The organism is Shewanella sp. BC20 (assembly GCF_003129585.1).
Lineage (GTDB): Bacteria > Pseudomonadota > Gammaproteobacteria > Enterobacterales > Shewanellaceae > Shewanella > Shewanella seohaensis.
Map to the genome: position 1 here is coordinate 96498 of NZ_NHRI01000015.1, position 20966 is coordinate 117463.

The 20966-nt window shown below is 46.8% G+C and carries 15 protein-coding genes and 1 riboswitch; of the genes, 5 read left to right on the forward strand and 10 right to left on the reverse strand.

What is annotated here, in order from left to right; all coding sequences use genetic code 11:
• Positions 1 to 55: 55 nt before the first annotated feature.
• Positions 56 to 230, reverse strand: a riboswitch (Lysine riboswitch).
• Between the two features lie 241 nt (positions 231 to 471).
• A complete protein-coding gene (locus tag CBX96_RS15700; protein WP_011621450.1) occupies positions 472 to 906 on the reverse strand; it encodes a DUF3293 domain-containing protein in 435 nt (144 codons plus the stop codon).
• Positions 907 to 1492: 586 nt separating this feature from the next.
• On the opposite strand from CBX96_RS15700, the gene arcA reads away from it, so the two are divergent.
• The gene (arcA, locus tag CBX96_RS15705) at positions 1493 to 2209 is read left to right on the forward strand and encodes a two-component system response regulator ArcA (protein WP_007644695.1); all 717 of its coding nucleotides are present in this window, start codon (positions 1493 to 1495) and stop codon (positions 2207 to 2209) included.
• Positions 2210 to 2528: 319 nt separating this feature from the next.
• Here arcA and CBX96_RS15710 read toward each other — a convergent pair whose 3' ends face one another.
• A complete protein-coding gene (locus CBX96_RS15710) occupies positions 2529 to 4820 on the reverse strand; it encodes a S9 family peptidase (protein WP_109287321.1) in 2292 nt (763 codons plus the stop codon).
• A 296-nt stretch (positions 4821 to 5116) separates the two neighbouring features.
• On the opposite strand from CBX96_RS15710, the gene CBX96_RS15715 reads away from it, so the two are divergent.
• The 3 genes from CBX96_RS15715 to CBX96_RS15735 all read left to right on the forward strand — a co-directional run bounded on the left by CBX96_RS15715 (position 5117) and on the right by CBX96_RS15735 (position 9052).
• On the forward strand, positions 5117 to 6109 hold the full coding sequence (locus tag CBX96_RS15715) for a class 1 fructose-bisphosphatase (RefSeq protein ID WP_109287322.1): 993 nt from the start codon (positions 5117 to 5119) through the stop codon (positions 6107 to 6109).
• 972 nt (positions 6110 to 7081) lie between these two features.
• A complete protein-coding gene (locus tag CBX96_RS15730; protein ID WP_109287324.1) occupies positions 7082 to 8071 on the forward strand; it encodes a nuclease-related domain-containing protein in 990 nt (329 codons plus the stop codon).
• Between the two features lie 27 nt (positions 8072 to 8098).
• Positions 8099 to 9052 (forward strand): hypothetical protein, encoded by a 954-nt coding sequence (locus CBX96_RS15735; protein ID WP_109287325.1) that lies wholly within the window; start codon positions 8099 to 8101, stop codon positions 9050 to 9052.
• Positions 9053 to 9568: 516 nt separating this feature from the next.
• Here CBX96_RS15735 and CBX96_RS15740 read toward each other — a convergent pair.
• The 3 genes from CBX96_RS15740 to hchA all read right to left on the reverse strand — a co-directional run bounded on the left by CBX96_RS15740 (position 9569) and on the right by hchA (position 11875).
• Complete coding sequence (locus CBX96_RS15740) at positions 9569 to 10138, reverse strand: DUF7010 family protein (RefSeq protein ID WP_109287326.1); 570 nt, start codon at positions 10136 to 10138, stop codon at positions 9569 to 9571.
• A gap of 162 nt (positions 10139 to 10300) precedes the next feature.
• On the reverse strand, positions 10301 to 11008 hold the full coding sequence (locus CBX96_RS15745) for a PA1136 family autoinducer-binding transcriptional regulator (protein WP_109287327.1): 708 nt from the start codon (positions 11006 to 11008) through the stop codon (positions 10301 to 10303).
• Positions 11009 to 11014: 6 nt separating this feature from the next.
• Positions 11015 to 11875 (reverse strand): glyoxalase III HchA, encoded by an 861-nt coding sequence (gene hchA / locus CBX96_RS15750; protein ID WP_109287328.1) that lies wholly within the window; start codon positions 11873 to 11875, stop codon positions 11015 to 11017.
• A 392-nt stretch (positions 11876 to 12267) separates the two neighbouring features.
• Between hchA and CBX96_RS15755 the strand changes: the two genes are divergently transcribed.
• Positions 12268 to 12756 carry a TIGR00645 family protein gene (locus CBX96_RS15755; RefSeq protein ID WP_023268708.1) on the forward strand — a complete coding sequence of 163 codons (489 nt, stop codon included), beginning with the start codon at positions 12268 to 12270 and terminating at the stop codon, positions 12754 to 12756.
• Between the two features lie 45 nt (positions 12757 to 12801).
• On the opposite strand, the gene CBX96_RS15760 is transcribed toward CBX96_RS15755, so the two are convergent.
• The 5 genes from CBX96_RS15760 to CBX96_RS15780 all read right to left on the reverse strand — a co-directional run bounded on the left by CBX96_RS15760 (position 12802) and on the right by CBX96_RS15780 (position 20902).
• On the reverse strand, positions 12802 to 14052 hold the full coding sequence (locus CBX96_RS15760) for a dicarboxylate/amino acid:cation symporter (RefSeq protein ID WP_109287329.1): 1251 nt from the start codon (positions 14050 to 14052) through the stop codon (positions 12802 to 12804).
• A 390-nt stretch (positions 14053 to 14442) separates the two neighbouring features.
• Positions 14443 to 15315 carry a Wadjet anti-phage system protein JetD domain-containing protein gene (locus CBX96_RS15765; RefSeq protein ID WP_109287330.1) on the reverse strand — a complete coding sequence of 291 codons (873 nt, stop codon included), beginning with the start codon at positions 15313 to 15315 and terminating at the stop codon, positions 14443 to 14445.
• On the reverse strand, positions 15303 to 16523 hold the full coding sequence (locus tag CBX96_RS15770; protein ID WP_109287331.1) for a phosphoenolpyruvate carboxylase: 1221 nt from the start codon (positions 16521 to 16523) through the stop codon (positions 15303 to 15305). The genes CBX96_RS15765 and CBX96_RS15770 overlap by 13 nt, the downstream gene beginning before the upstream one ends.
• A 42-nt stretch (positions 16524 to 16565) precedes the next feature.
• Entirely contained in the window at positions 16566 to 17219 is a 654-nt protein-coding gene (locus CBX96_RS15775; protein ID WP_037422308.1) for a hypothetical protein, read from the reverse strand.
• An 11-nt stretch (positions 17220 to 17230) separates the two neighbouring features.
• Positions 17231 to 20902: an ATP-binding protein gene (locus tag CBX96_RS15780; protein WP_109287332.1), complete on the reverse strand. Its 3672-nt coding sequence runs from the start codon at positions 20900 to 20902 to the stop codon at positions 17231 to 17233.
• Positions 20903 to 20966 lie beyond the last annotated feature (64 nt).

Here is a 20966-nt window from a genome sequence, read left to right on the forward strand (position 1 = left end):
TTCGAAGAGCCTGGTGCTCAATGATACGCACCCCAATAGAAGGGAAACAGCAATCGTCACCAGAAGCTCTCCACCAATTACAGGTGACAATCGTTAGGATTCAGCCTAAGCGACCGACATAAACATGCAGCAACCACATCTATGCCTCGGCGTTAATCTCCCTCATCAATCATCGCTGGAGTTTGTGCTCCTCTGACTGACTACCTAGTTAACGCTCCTCTTCTGTTCCTTTCCGCCGGAAAGGGACGAAAAAAGTAGCAATAAACCCCTAATGAAGTCAATGCTAATTTCACATCGCATAAACAAATTCAATAAACGCTTTTAAAAACAATGAGCAATTTAGCGGTAAAGCCAAAGCAAAAATGGTGGCGAGGTATCATGCAGGCATTAACATGATTAAAAAATAACCGACCTAGCCTTGCCCTTTACAGGCAAAGCCGGATAAGAAAAATAGCAATAAACTCGCGCGGCTTAGGTCGCTAGATCCGGCAGTTCGTAAACCAAACGCACGTGATCATTAAACAGGCCTAAACACACTTCATCATGCCCGGTGATGGTGCAAGGCACTAAACTCACCTCGCCCTTTTCCACCATGTAGATGGCATATTGATTAAACTTTTTCCCCAACTGCAGCGCCATGCTTCTATCGACAAATACGGCCCAGCTCTTTTCCATATGTGATAAATCTGGCGATGCGCCCACCATTGCACGATAGGGGCTGCCGATTAATTCAATATCACGGAGAAGTTGGCGGTCGAGTAAACGGTTTTGGCTGGGACTGAGGAGGGTTGAAGCGGGATTATGGGCGGTAATTACAGCAAAGGAAAAATCACAGGATAATGCTTGAGTAAGCAAAAACAACGGCTTCTGGTAATGCTGCCACAAATCTTGAGTCATGTTGTCCATTGGTAGTCTAGTCGAAAAATGAACCCGAGTTAGTGTAGCAGAGCGCCTCCAAAATCCAAAGAGGCGTGAACTAGGTCACAAGAATTAAAAATACATTAGTTATACTAATCAATGACTAAAGTAAATATCATGGTAAATCAGGGCCTCATCCAGAAATTTGTTAACATTTCATTTGTTAACAAATGCCTAAAACGAGTACAATGACGCCATTGGCTAGTTGAGCAGATAACATTAAGTTTGCTTAATCTTGACAAGGGTTTGTTAGATTCCTCTGTGAAATCACCCAAGGCTAGCCAGACATCTTTTAAAATGTGTTCTACATTTGAGTTATCATTTAAACATTTTAAAAAAAACAATAGTTAAGGAACTATTTATAACTATTGCTTATCGAAGTTGATACTGGTTACGTTTTATCGTATTACACTTTAAACGTGCACTTTATATACATCCTGATGTGTCGCCGTAAAGATCTTTCCTTTGAAGCACAGAGCAGTTAGAGGAAGTATCAACATTTTATGAATATAAGGATCCGATGTAAGCGGTCCTTATGGTTAGAATAAAATTGGTTAAAATTTAGGTAATTAATATGCAAAATCCGCACATTCTGATCGTTGAAGATGAAGCCGTTACCCGTAACACGCTGAGAAGTATTTTCGAGGCAGAAGGGTATGTGGTAACTGAGGCCAATGATGGCGCAGAAATGCATAAGGCTATGCAGGAAAACAAAATTAACCTAGTGGTTATGGACATTAACCTACCAGGTAAAAACGGTCTGTTGTTGGCACGTGAATTACGTGAAATCAACAACATCGGTCTGATCTTCCTGACAGGCCGTGACAACGAAGTCGACAAAATCCTTGGACTTGAAATTGGCGCGGACGATTATATTACCAAGCCGTTCAACCCACGTGAATTGACGATTCGTGCTCGCAACCTTCTGACTCGTGTGAATAGCGCTGGTAACGAAGTCGAAGAAAAGAGCTCTGTCGAATACTACCGTTTCAACGATTGGAGCCTAGAGATCAATAGCCGTTCTCTGGTGAGCCCACAGGGTGAATCTTACAAACTGCCACGTAGCGAATTCCGCGCTATGCTGCACTTTGTTGAAAACCCAGGCAAAATCTTAACTCGTGCCGATCTGCTGATGAAGATGACTGGCCGTGAGTTAAAGCCACACGACCGTACTGTTGACGTGACTATCCGTCGTATCCGTAAGCACTTCGAGAGCTTGCCAGATACGCCAGAAATCATCGCGACTATCCACGGTGAAGGCTACCGTTTCTGCGGTAACTTAGAAGACTAATCTTCGAAGTCCGTTTGAATAATAAAAAACCAGATCCTCGGATCTGGTTTTTTTATCTCTGCAATATGGCAAATCCTCTGCCCCGCTTTATCACCCCGCCAAACTTGAATAACCGAGCTTAAATAGCCATCGTAAACCTTAAGCGCATCGATTGGGATGGGAGTTGCTCACGACCAAGTGCTATCCACAGCCTAAACTCAGGTGTTAGCTAAGGTGGTAGTTAAGGTATTAGCCAAATACCGAGTATAAAAAAGAGTGAGGTGTTAGCCTCACTCTTGGATAACGGCAATCGCTTGGTTAAACAGCACCCTGCTGTGGGTTATTTGCCGCTTTTAAGCTGTCTATCGAGGAAATCCGCCAGTGAGCGATATAAGTGATTACGCACTTTCTCACCGCGCATCGAATGCTTAGAACCTGGATAATCAATCATCTGGAACAGTTTGCCTTCGTCCTGTAACGCCTTATACACGCGAGTACTGTTTTCAAACAACACGTTATCGTCGGCCATGCCGTGGTACATCAATAGCCCAGACTGATAGTTTTTCACATAGGGGAACACGCTACTGGCTTCGTAACCTTGTTCATTATTCGCGGGATGGGCGAGATAACGCTCGGTGTAGTGAGTATCGTACAAACGCCAATCGGTGACGGGCGCGCCCGAAATCGCCGCCTTAAAGTAATCTGGCGCCTTAAACAGACTCATCAAGGCCATATAACCGCCGTAGCTGTGGCCATAAATCGCCACATTATCGCTATCGACAAAGGGCAAGCTGCGCAGATAATCGACGCCAACCTTTTGGTCGTTCACTTCCGCCTCACCCAAGTGACGGTAAATTACCTGTTCGAACTGAGTGCCTCTGTGGGCGCTGCCGCGGTTATCCAGTTGAAATACCACATAACCTTGCTGCACTAAGTATTGGGTAAAGTAATCCTGCTCACTCCAGCTATTGGTTACCAATTGCGCATGTGGGCCGCCATAAACGCGCACGACTACGGGGTACTTTTTGCTCGCATCGAAGGGCACAGGTTTAAAGAGACGCGTTTGTAAGATTTGACCATCTTCCGCCTTAAGCTCTTTAAACTCAGGCAGTTGCCAAAGGCCAGCATAGTCATACAGAGGATGACCTGCTTTGACTTGGTTCTGCTCGACCCACGCCAAATGTTGGCCCTTATCGCCGTGTAAACTGATCTGTGGTGGCTGAGATAAGCTATTGAAATAATCCAGATACACGCTTTGACTATCGGCAAATACCGGATTGTGCATCCCCGCCTCGCCGCTCACGCGCTCAACCTTGCCACCGGCTAACGGCACACGGTAGAGATGCTTTTCGATAGGGGTATCTTTACGGCCGGTGAAATACACCCAACCTGCGGTTTCATCAATATATTCCAGCTCATCGACCGCCCAATTGCCCTTGGTCAGTTGCGTCTTCAGCTTACCTTTTAGGTCAAACAAATACAGATGATTAAAGCCGTCACGCTCTGAAGCCCAGATAAACGCCGATTGCTGCTTTAAGAAGTGCAGGTCGTTGTTAAGATTCACCCAAGCATCGCTACGCTCTTTGACTAAGGTTTTCGGCTTGGTCAGCGCATCGAGCGCCACCAGTTGAAGGTCTAATTTTTGTTGATCGCGGCTCTGCCATTGAAAGGATAAATGCTTGCTATCCGGCAACCAATCGACGCGAGGCAGGTAAATATCTTTATTTTTATCATCGCTTAAGGTGACCCAATTGATGACTTTATTATTAAGGGTCACAACACCCAGTTGGATCTCGACATTGTTTTTACCCGCAGCAGGATAACGCTGCTCGGTAAGCTTAATGCCATCGGCGTAGATTTCATTGCGGGTGACTAACTCAACGCCAGACTCATCGATACGGGTAAAGGCGATGGCCGACTCATCGGGCGCCCACCAGTAACCCGTCATGCGATCCATTTCTTCCTGGGCGACAAATTCCGCCATGGCATTTTTAATCGCGCCGCCACCGTCTGTGGTCATGGCCTCAAGCTTTTTAGTCGCTAAATTGAGCACATACAGATTTTGGTCCCGCACGAAGGACACAAAATTGCCCTTGGGCGATAGGCGCGCATCGGTGGCAAAGCCCTCGCCTATCGGCAGTTGGCTGACGCTGTTATCCGCTAAGGAGAAGTAATACAGATTACCCGAGGCAGGGATCAACAGCGCCTTGCTATCGTCCGCCCAGAAATATTCCATAATGCCTTCGCCATAAATACGTTGGCGCTCGCGACGGGCCTTTTCTTCATCGGATAACTCATTGCTCGCCAGTTTATCGGCGTTTAGCAACAGGCTAGATTCGCCCGTCTTCACGTCCATCTGCCAAAGATCGTAAAAATTCTGGTTGTCTTTACGTCCCGCAAGATAGGTCACCCTTTGACCATCTGGGGATAACTTTAATCCACGGGGACTCGTGCCCGCCAAGGCAGGCGAAGCATTCATGCGCTCGATAGTCAGCGGCGTTGTGCCGCCTTCAAGCGCATAGGCGGGGGTCAATATCGCGCTAGAAACCATGGCCAGTTGACTCGCTATCAGTAGGGATGAGGCGCCCAATGTCACCGAGCGCAGGGAAGAAGCTAACCCATTTTTAGTCATTATTATTCCTTGGAAGCATACTCGCCTTAAGGTGGCGATCAAAAACTGCCGTCATTGTGCCAAGGCAAAGCCTAAATAAAAAGCGCAGGCAATATACAGATACAAATTAGCTGGCGAACTCCTGCGGTTAGCTCAATTTTCAAGATAACCAACACCGCCTTGCGATAAGAGATAATGCTAACAACCTAAATTGCGCAAAACCCACAGCAACATCGCTGAAATTGTCGACTAACTGAGTTATTATTCGCGGCAAATAATGAAATTGACCTCAATGTTGAACCCCTAAAGGACCTAACATGCAGACTCTTGCCCAGCACTTAACCTCAAAGGCAGTGAACGAATCCCTCGCGCAACTGATTTTGACCTTAGCCGACACCTCCAAAGCCATCAGCCATGCCGTGCGCCACGGTGCCTTAGCTGGCGTGTTAGGCGCGACCGAGCAGGAAAACGTGCAAGGTGAAACCCAGAAAAAACTGGATATCATCACCAACGATATGCTCAAAGATGCATTAAAAGCCGACGGCACAGTGCGCGGCTTAGCCTCAGAGGAAGAAGATCATGTGGTGGAAGTCAGCGCCAATGGTCAATATCTGGTATGTTTCGACCCTTTAGATGGTTCATCGAATATCGATATCAACTCGCTGGTCGGCACGATTTTCTCTGTTCTTCCCGCACCACAGGGCGAGTTGACTGAAACAAGCTTTTTGCAATCGGGCCGCAATCAGTTAGCCGCTGGTTATGTGCTCTACGGCCCATCAACCATGCTCGCGCTCACCACAGGCCAAGGCGTGCAACTCTTTACCCTGCACCCAGAAACCAACGAATTTTTACTGACCAATGCGGCCATGAGCATCAGCCCTGACACCCAAGAGTTCGCCATTAACATGTCGAACCAACGTTTTTGGGAAGCGCCAATGCAGACCTATATCGCCGATTTACTGCTAGGCAAAATTGGCCCACGCGAAAAATCCTTCAACATGCGCTGGATTGCCGCCATGGTGGGTGACGTACACCGCGTACTTTCTCGCGGCGGTATTTTTACTTATCCAACCGACAATAAAGATCCGAAAAAGCCATACAAGCTGCGTTTAATGTACGAAGCCAACCCAATGGCCTTGTTAGTCGAGCAAGCTGGCGGTAAAGCCTCTACTGGTTATGAAACCATTTTGGATATTCAACCGACGCAAATTCACCAACGCGTTGCGGTTATCCTAGGTAGCGCCAATGAAGTGGACGCTTGCCTAAGCTACCATGGTTTGGATTACAGCGAAGAACCAAGTCTAGACTAAGCCGAATCGCTTAAGCTTTGATTTTTTTTCAGATGAAAGCCACTGACCACAGTGGCTTTTTTGTTGTCGCGTAATGCGACATTTGGGTTTTAGGCGGCTTCACCGCCGGAGTCATTGCGGCCTAACGGCCGAGGTAAGTCAAAGTCGTGGGGCTTCACCCCTCTGCCTGATATTCGTGCTGTTTAGCACAATGCTATATTGATTGCGGCCTAGCGGCCGAGATAAATCAAGATCGTGGGGCTTCCCCCCACACCCGACCAAGGAGGACTGCTCGTCCTATCCTCCTTGGATGCTCCAAGACGCCCCTAACGGAGTTGAAAACCCCTTGTGCTCATTGACAAATTTGCTATCGCTTCCGAAGGATGCGTCCCTGCACCTGCGAAAGCTAGCTTGCCATCCATGGCAAGACTCACGCAATTTGTCTATTCGCCCTGCGGCAACTCCGAGGGGATGGTGAACTTCTGGTGTATTGGTGTTAGGTGCAATTGACTGAAAAAGATATGCATGTCCCATCTTTGTATTCGTTCTGTTTAGCACAATGCTATATTGATTTCGGCCTAATGGCCGAGGTAAGTCAAAGTCGTGGGTCTTCAACCCACACCCGACCAAGAGGGGATCAACAGCAATTCCCTCTTGGATCTCCCTTGCCGCCCCTAGCGAAGTTACATGCATTGGTTAGTGGCTTCGTGCTTATTCAAAAATCGCTAACGCTTCCGATGGGGCGTCCCTTCCCCCCGAAAGCTACGCAGACGTCCTGTCTGCGTCACGCGATTTTCTTCAACGCCCTTCAGCAACTTCGCAGGGGAAGGTGAAGTTCTGTAACTTCTGTGTTGGCGGTGAATCCCCAAAAATTTGTACTTTCCCATCTTTGAGCTACGTTAACGTTTAGCGATTTTTGTCTTTATCTTTCAATGGTAAAGTGGGTATTATGAGGCTGATTATTATCAAGTTATGAATGGACGCTGTTGATAAATGATTCTAAAAACTAAAACACTTCAAAATACTCAAACACCACAAACGATTGCGGGACAAAAACAAGAACAGGATGTTGCCTTCTATTTGCGCCGAGCCTTCAAAGATCATCCAGAAGTGTTAGTCATCAATGATTTTCGATTCACCTTTAACGGCGAAACCGCGCAAATTGATCATTTAATTATTTATCCCTATGGTTTTGTTTTAATTGAGTCTAAAAGCATAAAAGGTCATGTGGATGTAAAGCAACATGGCGAATGGACTCGCAGTCACGGCAATAACTGGTTTGGTATGCCATCACCAATTAAGCAAGTTGAACTACAACAATCGCTGCTTAAAGAGATGCTAAAACAGCATCGAAGTGAAATTCTCGGTAAGTTACTCGGGATAAAACAGCAAGGTTTCGGTATGCGGTGTTGGGATCATTTATGCGCGGTCTCAAGCGACGCGGTTATAAATAGAGAAACTATGCCTACGGCAGTTTCAGAACTGTTGGTTAAGACAGAGTTTTTAGTCGAGAAGCTTGAAAAGGTCATGAATCTTAAAAGCAAATTCTTACGACTGATAAATGTGAGTGATACCCGTCCAGACTTTAATCAAGAAGAACTGAATTCAATCGCTAAGTTCTTAATCGAACGCCATATAGACCCATCTCAAGCTACGACCGAAATAACGTCCGTACAAACACCACAAGTCAAAGAACCTGTTGCCTCCTTTGACGTTAACAAGGTGGCAGAAGTAAAAAACCAAGCAATAGAGCAACCCACAATAAACAGTATCCTTCGCTGCAAACATTGCGGCGAATCAACAAACTACACTCCGATGTACGGTAAGTTTGGTTACTACATAAAATGCAATCAATGCACCAAAAACACGCCAATGAAACAAGCATGCCCACAGTGCCAAAGTACACAAACGAAAATAACTAAAGCTAAAGAAACCTACACATTACATTGTAATGATTGTGATAACCATTATAGGGTTATCTAAACGAAATCAATTAGGATACTCATAATTTTGTCTACTACAGCGAACATGAAGCCCTATCAAATTAAGTTGAGGTACTTTTTATTACCAGTGCTACTGCATATGAGCGGTATTACGCTATTGTTTTTCTTATTATCTATATTATTCACAAAGTATCTATCCGATTTAATTGGTCACAATCACTTTTATCAAACCTATCTAACTAGCATTGAATGGAATGGGATTGTAAGCCTATTCTGCATTTCTGGATTTGTGTCATACCTCTCAGTTCGATTGATAAAAAAGCCATTTTCATTTATTGAATTTAAAAAACCAAGATATAAAAATTCAATGTATTTATCACTTTTATCACTGCAGTCACTTTTATTAATATCTGCTTTTTTATTAAGTTCATTTGGTTTATCAAGGTTATCAGAATTAGATAGTCCAACCGAATGGAAAGAAAAAGGAATGCCTGTATATTTCTCTGTCAAAACGGCTGATTTATCAGGGCAAAAATCAGTACATATCCAATTAAGTCCATCACAAAGATACAGTAAAGCGATAGATGTCTTCTGCGTTATTAGCCTTGATAGCAGTGGCCAATTTTGGGCAGGTTTCAACTACCCATTTTCGGTTGAAAAAACAGAAAAATACCCAAGTGAAAAAATAGACAAGCTAATCAGTGATAGTGTTAATAAGTGTAAAAACACATCAAATAGTGATATCAAATACTTCAAAAAAAGTAGTTTCGCCTTTGAAAACAGCGGTTATTTAAATGCTTTAAAACGGATAGTTAGCAGCGATATACTAGAGAATAATAACATCACTTTATTTATAGCATCACAACATCTCGAATTTAATAGTTTCAAAATAGACCTATTAAATGGTTTCTTAATGATGTTCGCTACTATTATGACATTTTTGGCTTATGATCTCTGGCAAGCTAAAATACACTGGGAAACTTATTGGGCCCTTAAGAAAATAGAATCAGGAAAGGCATAAGTCTTTTGCGATTGACAACCGACACCGTGGGAAAGATAGGACAGGCACAAATCTTTAGGACTAACAGCTAACACCAAGGCAACAAGAGTTCACCTTCCCCTGCGAAGTTGCTGAAGGGCGTTGAAGACTCTTTATTAAAAGGATAGCGCGTGACGCAGACAGGACGTCTGCATAGCTTTCGGGGAAGGGAAAGATGAGACAGGCGCAACTCTTTCGAGACTAACAGCAAACGCCGAGTTCACAGAAGTTCACCCTCCCCTCGGAGTTGCCGCAGGGCGAATAGACAAATTGCGTGAGTCTCGCCATGGATGGCGAGCTAGCTTTCGCAGGTGCAGGGATGCATCCTTCGGAAGCGATAGCAAATTTGGCTATGAGCACAAGGGGCTTTCAACTCCGTTGGGGGCGGCAAGGGAGATCCAAGAGGGAATTGCTGTTGATCCCCTCTTGGTCGGGTGTGGGGTGAAGCCCCACGACTTTCTCGGCCGTAAGGCCGCAATTACCCACAGTAAAAACCAACTAACTTGCAACACAAAGATTTTGCTGAATCTTCCAACGACGTTCCATGAGTGGAATCGAGAATCCATAACATACCACCACAATCAAAGGTTGAAGCTGAAAACTCAACTCAGGCCACAACATAAAGGCTGCCACGCAAGCCACAGTGCGCACAATCGCATGTACAATCGCCACCTTTTGCGCCGCTAACACGCCGAAAACTAACCACATTAATCCTGTTTGCACTGCAAGGGCGAAGGGCAAGGCTAAATAGTTTTCCATAAAAAAGGGAATACTGATGCTAAAGGTTAAAAAACTCATCCCCATCGCAGCCAAAAACACAGTCTCAAACCAATTACGATCAGCGCTTTTCTTGAAGGAGATATTTTCACCTGTGAGACGAGAGACTCCCATAGCAAGATAGACAATAGAACCCGTGCCGATAAATGTTGCCATCACCATTTGCGATGCTGGCAGAATAAAACTCAAGATAAACAATAGCGTCCATACAATCATGCCTGATACAGGCATAGCTAAAGCACGTTTTTGGCGGTATTCGATAAGTTGTTGATCCAGTGTTTGATGTTGCATGATTAAGCCTCCTTGTTGGTATGGCTTAAGTATCCCTGCATCCGCTAAATCACGGCAGTGTGAGTTGTCAGCAATTACGGATGACAAATGTCATCAGTGGGAATTAACAATGGAACAATTGCTGGTAAGCCCAGATTGGAACATTGCAATATGCCAGTGGAATTACCCCTCAATATCACCAAGGCGAAGCGCAATACGAATCGCCTCTGCTGTGGTCGCTACGCCCAGTTTTATCCGAATATTGCGAAGATGGTTTTCAATTGTTCTTGTCGAAAGGCCGAGTGCAAGGGCGATATCGCCTTGTCGTTTACCTAATGCGGTCCATGACAGTACTTGCTTTTCACGTTTTGAGAGCGTTTGAGTTTGCGGTTCTTGAGCCTCTAATAGACGACGAGCGGCGGCAAAAGCGGCGCTAGACAACAGTGTTAGCTCGAAGCGAGCCTTGGCGGAGCTGTCGATGGATTTGCCGCCAAGGCTCATTGCGCCCTCTAGGCCAAGGGGACCAAAAAAGGGAATTTGTAAGCCGTGTATACCCGCCCCTTTTGGTGTTTTAACGATATGATATTCTTCGTTTTTACCATCAATGGCCTTGGTCCAAAAAAAGGGTTGGGCAGTTTCCAAAATATGGTGAGTCACGGGGCACTGACGGATATAACTGGTAGCATCGACGGTTTTACCATTGTCAAACCAATCACCTTCAATCCAATAAATACGCTCTATGATGCCATCGAGACTCGAATAGGCTGAGAACAGGACAATTCTATCGTAACCATACAGGTGAGCACGCTGTCTAAGCCCTTGTTGAATAGTTGAAAAATGGCGACAAGTTTCAAATTCTAATAACAAGCGGGTTATATCATCAGCGGGCATCTTGTTTTACCCTTTTTCAACAGAATTGAGTAAGGCCTTGGCCGCGAGTTGGCCTAGGGAGTTACCAGCCAAAGGACTATCTCCTGTCAGTAACTTACGATCCTGATGAGTTTGCCCTGAAATCCCTTCATTAAGGATTTCAAACCCAATGGCTTTAAGCTTTTCGCCAAACTTCCAAGTGAGGTGTCCTGGCATATAACCAATGTCTGGTGTTTGGGCATCCATAGCATCAGGGAAAGCAACAATTTGGTAGCCCGCAAACAAAGGGTCATCGCCAACAGCAAGAAATGCAGCAGGCCCATGGCACAATGAAATGATAAATTTATCTTGCTCCATTGCCCATTTGATTACCGCTTTCATATCTTCACTCTCAGGCAAACCGATAAGCGCTCCATGGCCACCAGGTATAAATACCCCTATATAATCAGAGTCTTCACTAAGGGCATTTTGTACAACGTCGGCTAATTTAAGCGGCTGCCTAAAAGATGAGTGATATTTTTGGTATAAACCTTTGACCTCTTCATCCTCCGATGGCATAGCCCACCATTCAAATTTAACGGGATTACCTGACAGGGTGGCTATATCAAATGAAAAGCCTGCTTTATCAAGATGGTACATAGGAAGTAATGTTTCAACAGGATGATTACCAGTTGAGAAAAACGTCCCATTATCCGTCAATAAATAGCGCTCATCGGCGCCAACAAGCAGAATTTTCCAGCGCCCGCCTTTATACGGGTTGGGGTAATCTGCACCACTGAGATCAGATTTCGCTGCCGTAAATTGACTTAATGAATAAGGTGAAGGGAAAAAAGCATTATCTTCTGCGGGGTCAAGGGTGGGACGCTTATCGTCATGCACTGCCGTCATAGTCATTTCCTCAGCTATGTTAAATTAGGTTTCCATTATAGAGACTGATGTTAAATGCAAAATAAGGGATTTCCCCTAAAAATACAGAATATTTATAACAGTTCATCCATTTCTATAGCATGTCAGACCAAATCAACAGATTTATTTCCATGTTTTCAACATATTTCTATGTTCATCCTACAATGATTCACTTGAAAAATTTTTTACTAGCCATATCTTTTAGCTACATTTTTCAGCATCGAATTGTCTGCCATTCGACTAAAAGCTGGAAAATTATTGCGTCCAACTCACGCTATATACTGTGGCGCATAGCGCAGCGTTAACCCAGTATGTTATTGTTTTGGCTTCATTGATTTGATTTTTACGCTTTAACCACTAAGGGTTTACTCCATATGGAACAAATATTTGAAAAGCTCATGTATGCATCACGCTGGATTATGGCGCCCATCTACTTGGGGCTCAGCCTAGTGCTATTGGGCTTAGGCATTAAATTCTTCCAAGAAATCTTCCATATTCTGCCGATCATTTTTGAAATGAGTGAAGTGGATTTAGTGCTGGTCACCCTGTCCTTGATTGATATCACCCTTGTTGGTGGTTTGATTGTGATGGTGATGTTTTCAGGCTATGAGAATTTTGTCTCACAGCTAGATGTGGGCGAAGACAGTGAGAAGCTCAGTTGGTTGGGTAAATTAGATTCAGGCTCACTCAAAAACAAAGTGGCGGCCTCGATTGTGGCGATTTCGTCTATCCACCTGCTAAAAATCTTTATGGATGTGAAGAATATCGATAACGACAAAATCATGTGGTACTTGCTGATCCATATCACCTTTGTGTTATCGGCCTTTGCTATGGGCTACTTGGATAAGCTGACACGCAAATAATCAATAAAAAAGCCACTGTAATCAGTGGCTTTTTTATTCTGTTGCTTAAGACTCGCTATCGACCAACTCGACTTGATGGGCCTTTTCGGTTTGATCGACTATGGTCAATACCGCGGTATCGCCAACTACGTTGCAGGAGGTCAGCACCATGTCGATGATGCGATCCAGCGCGGCCACAATCGCAAAGGCTTCAATCGGCAGACCCATTTGATGGATTAACACCCCAATCATCACCATGCCGCCACCAGGCACACCACCCGCGCCAACAGATAACAAAAAGATACTAAACAGTAGCGATGGCAGTTGCTCGCTGGTGATTGGCATTCCGAAGGCATTGGCAACAAAGAAAATCGCAATCGTGATATAAATCGCCACACCGCCCATATTCATGGTTGCCCCAAGCGGCACACCAAAACCTGCGACGGCGCGATTCACCCCAAGCTTTTCGGTTAGGGTGCGCATAGTCACAGGAATCGTGGCATTAGAGCTGGCGGTAGACAGGGAAAACAGTACTTGCTCTTGGGTTTTCTCGCGAAAGCGCTTGGCCGAAATCGGTGTGAACATACCGACCGCCAGCGGATAGACCACAAAAATCCACAGTAATAACAGCGCCAGAATGATCACGACATATTCGAGCACACTGATAAATACCGCCGCATCTAAGGTGGCGCCTAACTTAAACATCAGCGCAAACACCCCATAAGGCGCAAGGCTCATCACCACAGAAATCAGTTTCATCATGATTTTATTGGCGGTTTGAAAACCTTGTACCGCGCCAGCCACATGCTCGCCGAGGGATTTAATCACCCCGCCCAGCATCAGTGCCATAAAGATCACTTGCAGCATATTGCCCGACATAAAAGCCGCCACTGGGTTACGCGGCACTATATCAATTAGCAGCGCCATTAAGCTGGGGAGTTCAGTCGCGGTAATAGCAACCCCATCTGTGCTACTCATATCGACGCCTTTACCAGGGTCGAGCAGTAATACGACTAATAGGGCGGTAGAGATAGCGACCAGGGTATTAACGATATAAAAGCCGAAGGTTTTGCCGCCAAGGCGGCCAAAGCTTTTTAAGTCCTGCAGCTCACACACGCCGCAAACGATACTGACAAATACCAGCGGCACGACCAACATCATGATCATATTGACGAACATGGTGCCGACGCCGCCAGCCAGTTCGACTAAATTGCCAGAAAAGAAGCCAATATCGTTTAGAAAATATTGCACTAAGGTGCCAAGAATAAGTCCCGCAAACAGACCGATAAAGATCCGTGTCGAAAGTGATTTAATCATGCTTGTGGTTTCCCCAAATAGCTCATCTTTTATTCTTCATCTTCCTTGATGAGCAAAATCGCCATTCCCTTTTAAGTTCAGGCGGGGATAGTGAAACATGCTGGCAGTAAATTCAATGAATAAATTTACTTATTTCATTTTCAATTAAGCCAAACTCATCACAAAAATTTTGTATTATTCTGATTTATAACAAAAATAAAATCATAGATTAATAATCACGCTATTAATACATAAGTTAAAAAATCAAAAATTAAACACTATTTAAACCAAATAAACACAATTAATCGATTCAGCTTGAATAACGCTAGATTTAAAAACCAAATAAACAGCTTAATTAGAATTAAAAACTATCGATTGTGATATTTACAGAGAGATGGGGAAGGATAACGACTAACAATATGCCAGTAGCACTAGCTCAAGCCGATGCGCCAGCAGGTGCTGCTGTTTAATGCTAATACGTTGCTGAGTTAACCAAAGGCTTAATTGCTGCCAATTTTTTAAGTCGGCTGACTGTAAGTATTTAGCCTGAGGCGCTTGCTTGGCAAAGTCATCCGCGGCATTAATTTGTGGGATAGCGAGTAACTCGTTGGGCGCAAAAAGCGCTAACTGCGGCACGATACAATGGGTCATGCCCGTTAAGGTATGGGCAATTTGTAGCCCTGCGGGGTCGAGATCGGTAAAGGCAATAATCGGTATTTTACCTACCATCGCCTGTAAAAACTGTCGCACACCAATGGGTGAATGGTGGCCGCTACCACGGTAAATCACCATAACGCGGCTAAGTTCGGCAGGTAAGCGCGCTTGAGTGATTGCATCAAATATATCTAGGTTTTCAACCACTAAGATGGCGTTAACATGAAGTTCATGGCAAAGCTGTTGCGCTTCATCTATGGGGATACGTAACGAAGAACGCGCAGACATCCCCATGGGAGGCGATTCAAAACCGAGATACTTCAACAAAACATACTCGGCTTCGGGGCGGATGTTCGCCAGCTTTTCATTCTGGCTTTGGGCGGACATGGTGATGCGGTCTAGATTAAAGTCCAGTGCCTGTAAATCCACGCCCTCTTTTGCCAATACACCTTGGCGCAGCAACTCAAAATCCCTTGGCGCAAAACACAAATATTTTTCCGCACCATCCAGCTCGCCTACTTCTAACTCGCGGTAAATCGTTCGCCAATTCGGGCTAAGTTTTACCCTTGGAGCGCGATTAAGATAAACGCTCTCCAAGAGTTGCAACTGCTGCTTGCCTAGGCGAGCCATAATTCCACATCGCGGATAATAAAGTTACCGCTGTAGATCGGATGGGGTTCGCCTAAAGGTTCTAACTCGAAATAGGCTTTATGCTCATCGGGCAGGCCTTCGTAGCCGCCAATCACTTGATAAATCCAGCTTTCGGCATCCCACGGCAGGGCTTTTTCGACTAAGTAATCGAGCGCCGATTGACGTAAGCCCGATTCAATCACATCGACAAAGTAAGTATCAACCGCTTGCTTGAGTGGATTATCAGGAATATCAAAGTCTTCACTCTGAGTAAGCGACACGCTCACATCCTGCTCACGCACTGTTTCTATCACGCCCTGACGGCTAATCGCCTTGATATGGGCGACGATGTTCATCAGCTCAAACTCTTGGCTGGCGTTATGCACATCCACAGACGCTGGGGCCAACAGCACTTCGGCGCGATTGAAAAGGCTTGGGATTTCCTTGTGGGACACATGGTCTGCAGGGCGATAATCCGGATGCAAATCTGTGTATAGCAACCAGCCCTTAAGCAAGCGGGTACGGCCGCGAATTTGCCTAAAGCGGCCGAGTAGTTCCAGCAACCTGCCCTGCACCACACTGAGCTCCTGGGCGCAGTCGCTCATGGTTTCCTGCAAGGTGGTCACCAGCAACTTACGCAACTCACGAATATCACCGGCGATTTCGCCTAATTCGCTAAACTGGAACATCTCCAAGCCATTCAGCAATTCAGACACTTGGCTCTGGGCGAGTTCGTTTTCACGGATCTTAGCGTTAATGGTACCGACATAACCGAACTCGTTGTTGATGCGTCCCCACAACACACGGATGGAGTAACGTAAACTGTCGGCAAAGCTATACACATGCTCACTTAAATCAGACAGATATGCCTCGGCGGCACTGTAATCTGAGCTGTGGCGCGCTTCTTTATAATGGTCGGCCAAGGTCTTAATGGTGGCGAGCGCCGAGCCGACGTTGGAGTCGATTTGGCGATTGCGCTCATCACTTAGGCCCTCTTCGAGCAAGGCACGCACCGAGCGTTTAAGGCGCAGCTCTTGGTCAGGCTCTGGGCGCCATAAAATCCCCGCCTGTTTGAGTTTTTCAACTACGGCGGGATCATGGGCATCCTCGTTTAAGGAACCCGCTAAATAGGCGTCCATAATGATGTCAGCATGGCGACCTAACTGCTTGAGCAGCTTCACCCCAGCCTGATGTAAGTTACTGCTCATCACGGCCTCCTTGGTTGATGCTGTGCGTTATCGTCCAAGGCATCATAGTAAATCCCGCTGCGTCGCCGTTTCCGCCTGCGCTTCTAGGCTTAGGCCTTCGGTCTCGTCGATAAAGCGGATCACTTCATACAGGTAATCCAGCTTGCCAGTGGCGATATAAATTTGTTTTTCCACGTTAGGGCGCACCAGATAACCAAGCTCTACTAAGCGCTTGAACACTAGCTTAATTTGCGCATCGCTATTGGTACTGGTTGAACCGAATAAACGGTATTGGCTGAGTTTGGCCAACTGCTCACGAAACGCGGGCGTATCTTCAATTCGGCTTTGCAACTCGGTTAAGCGCACTGGCGCGCCTTCGCTTAAGGGCGCATCTTGGCCGCTGGCTTCCTGCACTAATACCAGCCACTCCACCATAGGAATAAGTGCCTGACAAATATCCTTAAACTGCGATGAAATCACCTTGCGTTCGCTCTCGCCTAACTGCAAATAACCGCAGAAAAACACATCGCCCTCGGCGGCCGAGGCCACGGTGCGGTTGATTTGGTTCAGATAAGCCTCGACCCGCTCGCGGGTACTGTTATTTTTCAATGCGCGCCAGCCATCTTCATTGGTGGTGCGGCAAATAAACTCACCTTTTAGCAAGAGTTCGATAATGGCGCCCGTGCCGACTAATACGGTTTGGTTTGACTCATTCATGGCAGCACTCATTAGATGGCCTCCTTGCTCAGGCGTTTACTCAACATATCGGCAATCGGATTGGCTTTGGGCTTCACCACCTGCAACTTCTTGGTTTGTTTATTGATAATGTAACGGTTCTCGAACAGGTTCAGCACTTCTGACTCTGGGTTCGGGAAGGCGCCTAACACGCTGATATTGTTGTTACCACAGGCATCGAAAATCTTCTTCACGTTGGTGTGGTGCAGCGTGCCCAGCTCGTCGATCGGCCAGTGAATGGTGACGTCGGCACGGCCACGTAACAAGCGCGTGAATGCCAACAGGAACTTACACAGGATCAAATAAGCCATACCGTGGCTCGAGGATTCGTTCAGCTGTCTGTCGGTGCGGATAATCAGGTCGCTATTGCCCTCTTTGAGGCGCAGCTCGATTTCAAGCAACTTAGCAATGCCGCCAGTTAAGGCCGCGCGGCCAATAATATCCAAGGCGCGGCGCATGCTGTTGGTGTATTCCTCATCGGGCAGACCATTAAAGCCGTCGGCCTTCCACTGTTTGAAGGCTTTAACGAACTGTTCAAGCTCAGGCCAAAACTCTAATTCACTGATCTTAGAGCGAATACGTACCGCAGACTCGGATACGCCATCGAGGAATAACTCCTCGCCCACTTCGCGGGTAATGCGCGCACTCTGGGAGGCGATGCGACGGTCGATATCGGCAAGTACATCGTAGAAGGCAGTTAAGTCGACCCCGAAGATCCGTCCCTGTTCACGCAGCGCCATAATCGATTGCGGCACAATCACATTGAGTAACTGTTCAAGCTGCGGCACTAGCTTGCGGTAATCCAGCAGGCGAATACCTTTATCGTTGATAAAGCTCGACTCTTCGCGGGCGCGCTCCCAAGTCTCGGCTAAACCTGAGCCTGACTTGCTGGCAATTACAGAGTCGAAATGCTCCACATATTGCTTAACCGAGCCCATCAAATAATCGCGTTTTAACAGTAAATCTTCACCCTGACGCAAACGCTCACCTAGGCTACCTTGAGCTTCTTCATTGTTGGCGGGCAGTTTCAGCTCGGCCAACTTACGCATCACGGCGCGCAGTTTGGTTAAGTTTTCAGAAGCTTCAATCTGCGCCGCATCCGAGGCCTTACGGTCGGTCTCGAGTTGTTGGCGGCGAGTCTTCACTTCTTGAGTCTTGGCTTTAAGCTGCTGATCGATTTCCGAGGCGGCACGTTTCACGTCGCTCAATTGAGTCTGCAACTTAGGCTTACGCAGCAACCAAGTGTGTTGATACCAATCGTCGAAGCGCAATACTTCGCTGCGACGCTGCTCGGCGCGGCTGATTTTGGTTTCAAACTCACGGATTTGTTGCTTGAGTTTAAGGATATTGTCCTCATCCACACCGCGGGACTTAAGCTCGTTTTTGTACCAAGTTTCGCAGGCTTTCTGCTCGGCCTTAGCGCTTTCGCGGCGAGCGTCGATAGTCGCCTTGATTTGCCCGAGTTGATTGTCGAGCGCACCAATAACTTCCTGCCAGTAGGCTTGTTTTTCCATCCGCGCTTCGAGCGCCTGCTCTTTTTGCTCTTCGAGCCAGAGCTGATGTTGATGCTTAAGCTGTTTCAACTCGCCATCAAGTTGAGTTAAGCGCTGCTGGGCAAAGGCTTTACGCTCGGCCAGCGCCTTGTTGATCTTGTCCTGCTCACTGCGTTTTTCATCGAACAGACGACGTAAATCATCGCGGCTATTCTTGTAAGCCGTGCGGGCAAAAGTCAGTTCACGGCTGAGTTTATCCAGCTCACCGTTAATCGCCACCAGCTGAGATTCGGCCTCGGCCTGTAATTCCTGCGCACTTTGCAGCGCCTCTTCGGCCTTGCTTAAACGAATACGCAGTTCCTGCTCGGAGGCGGCATATTCAGGTACATCGATGGCTTTTAGATCCAAATGCACCCCAAACAGGGTGTCGCTCGTTCCTGTCACGCTCGGATGCAAATCGGTGCGGTGCAGCAACTCGGGGGCAATGACTTTACCCAGACTCTGCTCCCAACCTTGGGCTTCCTTACGTAGAAACTCAAGCAAGGTATGGGACTGCGGGAACAGCATATGGTGCAGTTCATCGAGCGCGGTTTGGCGCTCGTTAACCCGCAGGCTAGCGATACGCAGCGCTTCGTTGGCTTGGTCGCGTTTGGCGCGCAGCTTACGCTCATCGCTACTTAAACGCTCCACCTTAGCGTTACAGCTTTCTTGCTCTTCGTCGGCGCGGTGAATCCGCTCGTCGAAAATCGCGAGGCTTAACTTTTCTTCCTCGGTGTAGGTCACGCCATCGACACGTAATTTGAGCTCGGCGGCATTGAGTTTGAATTGATATTCCTGCTCGCTAAAGCTCGCCTTGCCCGCATCCATTTGGCTACGCCATTGGGCTTCGAGGGCATCGAGATCGGCTCTTGCCACTTCACGCTGTTTGTCGCGCGCTTCGCGTTGCTTGTCTTGGTCCGCGTGTAAGCCTTCGAGCTCGCGGTTTAACTGCTCGCCAATTTTGCTGCGGCGGGCATTGTAAGCCGCTTCAATATCTTGGTGTTTTTCGGTTTGTAACTTATGGCGCTCGCTTAAGTTTTCCATGTCCGCGCGCCAGTTTGGCAGCATGTCCAAGTCAGCCTTAGCTTGCTCGATATTGGCATCTAAAAAGGCGCCGTGCTGATCTTCAATCGCATCGAGTTCGTACTCGCACTTGGCCACGTCGCCCTTGGCGGCGGATAGGTCGAGATTTAGCTCGTCACGCACTTCTTTCCATTCGTCGTCCAACATCCGAAGCTTTAAATTCAGCTCCTTAGACAGGGTTTGTTGGATCTCTAAACGATCGGCCTCTAGGCTTTCGTCGTTGCGATAACCACGGGACAAGCTCGAGAGACGCATCTCGGCGCTGAGTAATTGGTTAAATTCCTGCTCGAGCTTTTCAAACTCGGGGCGGATCACTTCAAAGCCTTGGATTAATTGACTCTCGCGGATCCACGCCTCGACACGTTGTGGATTGAGGCGTGAGCTAGGTGGATTCACCCCGTCTTCTTCCAAAATGGCGGCGATCATGGATTTGACCGTTTCCATTTTGCCTTCTTTGGAGTGCACCGCCTTGGCGAGTTTCTCGATGTGGCGCAGTGAATGCTCACCTTCACACAGAGCGAATTGGTGCGCATAGGCTCGCAGTTCGCTGCGGTTGCTGCCCGTGCTTAATAAAGTGCGATCGTTTTGAATAATCGCGCGGTATTCGCGGGTATTCAGCAAGTTAGTGGTGGCTACGCCTTGGCGTTTTAATTCACGACCCAGTTCTGCCATGGTGTGGCATAAAATGGTGTCACCATTTTGGGTTTTAATGTAATCGCTTAACTCAAAACCTTTGCCGATAAAGCGGTAGTTCACTCCTTTACCATCGCCCGCCGACGCCAGCACGGCTTGATAGAGCAAGCCATCGGCCTTTTGATATTCGTAAATGATGTAGCTTGAATCGTGTGGCAAGTACCAACGCTCGAAACTGTCACGGGTTGAAGGCACCACGCGGCTAGGATATTCGCCATAAAATACCGGCACTAAGCGTTGCAGAGTGGTTTTGCCCGAGGCGTTAGTACCACAAATATTGGTATGGCCATTGAGGGCGAGTTCCACAACGCCCGGAAGGTGCGTATCAATCAGCACAATACGAATCAAGCTTGGCATTTCATTCCTTATCCAAACGGGAGACCTTATGCACAAAGCGAACGATAAGGTTGTCCAAAAGCGG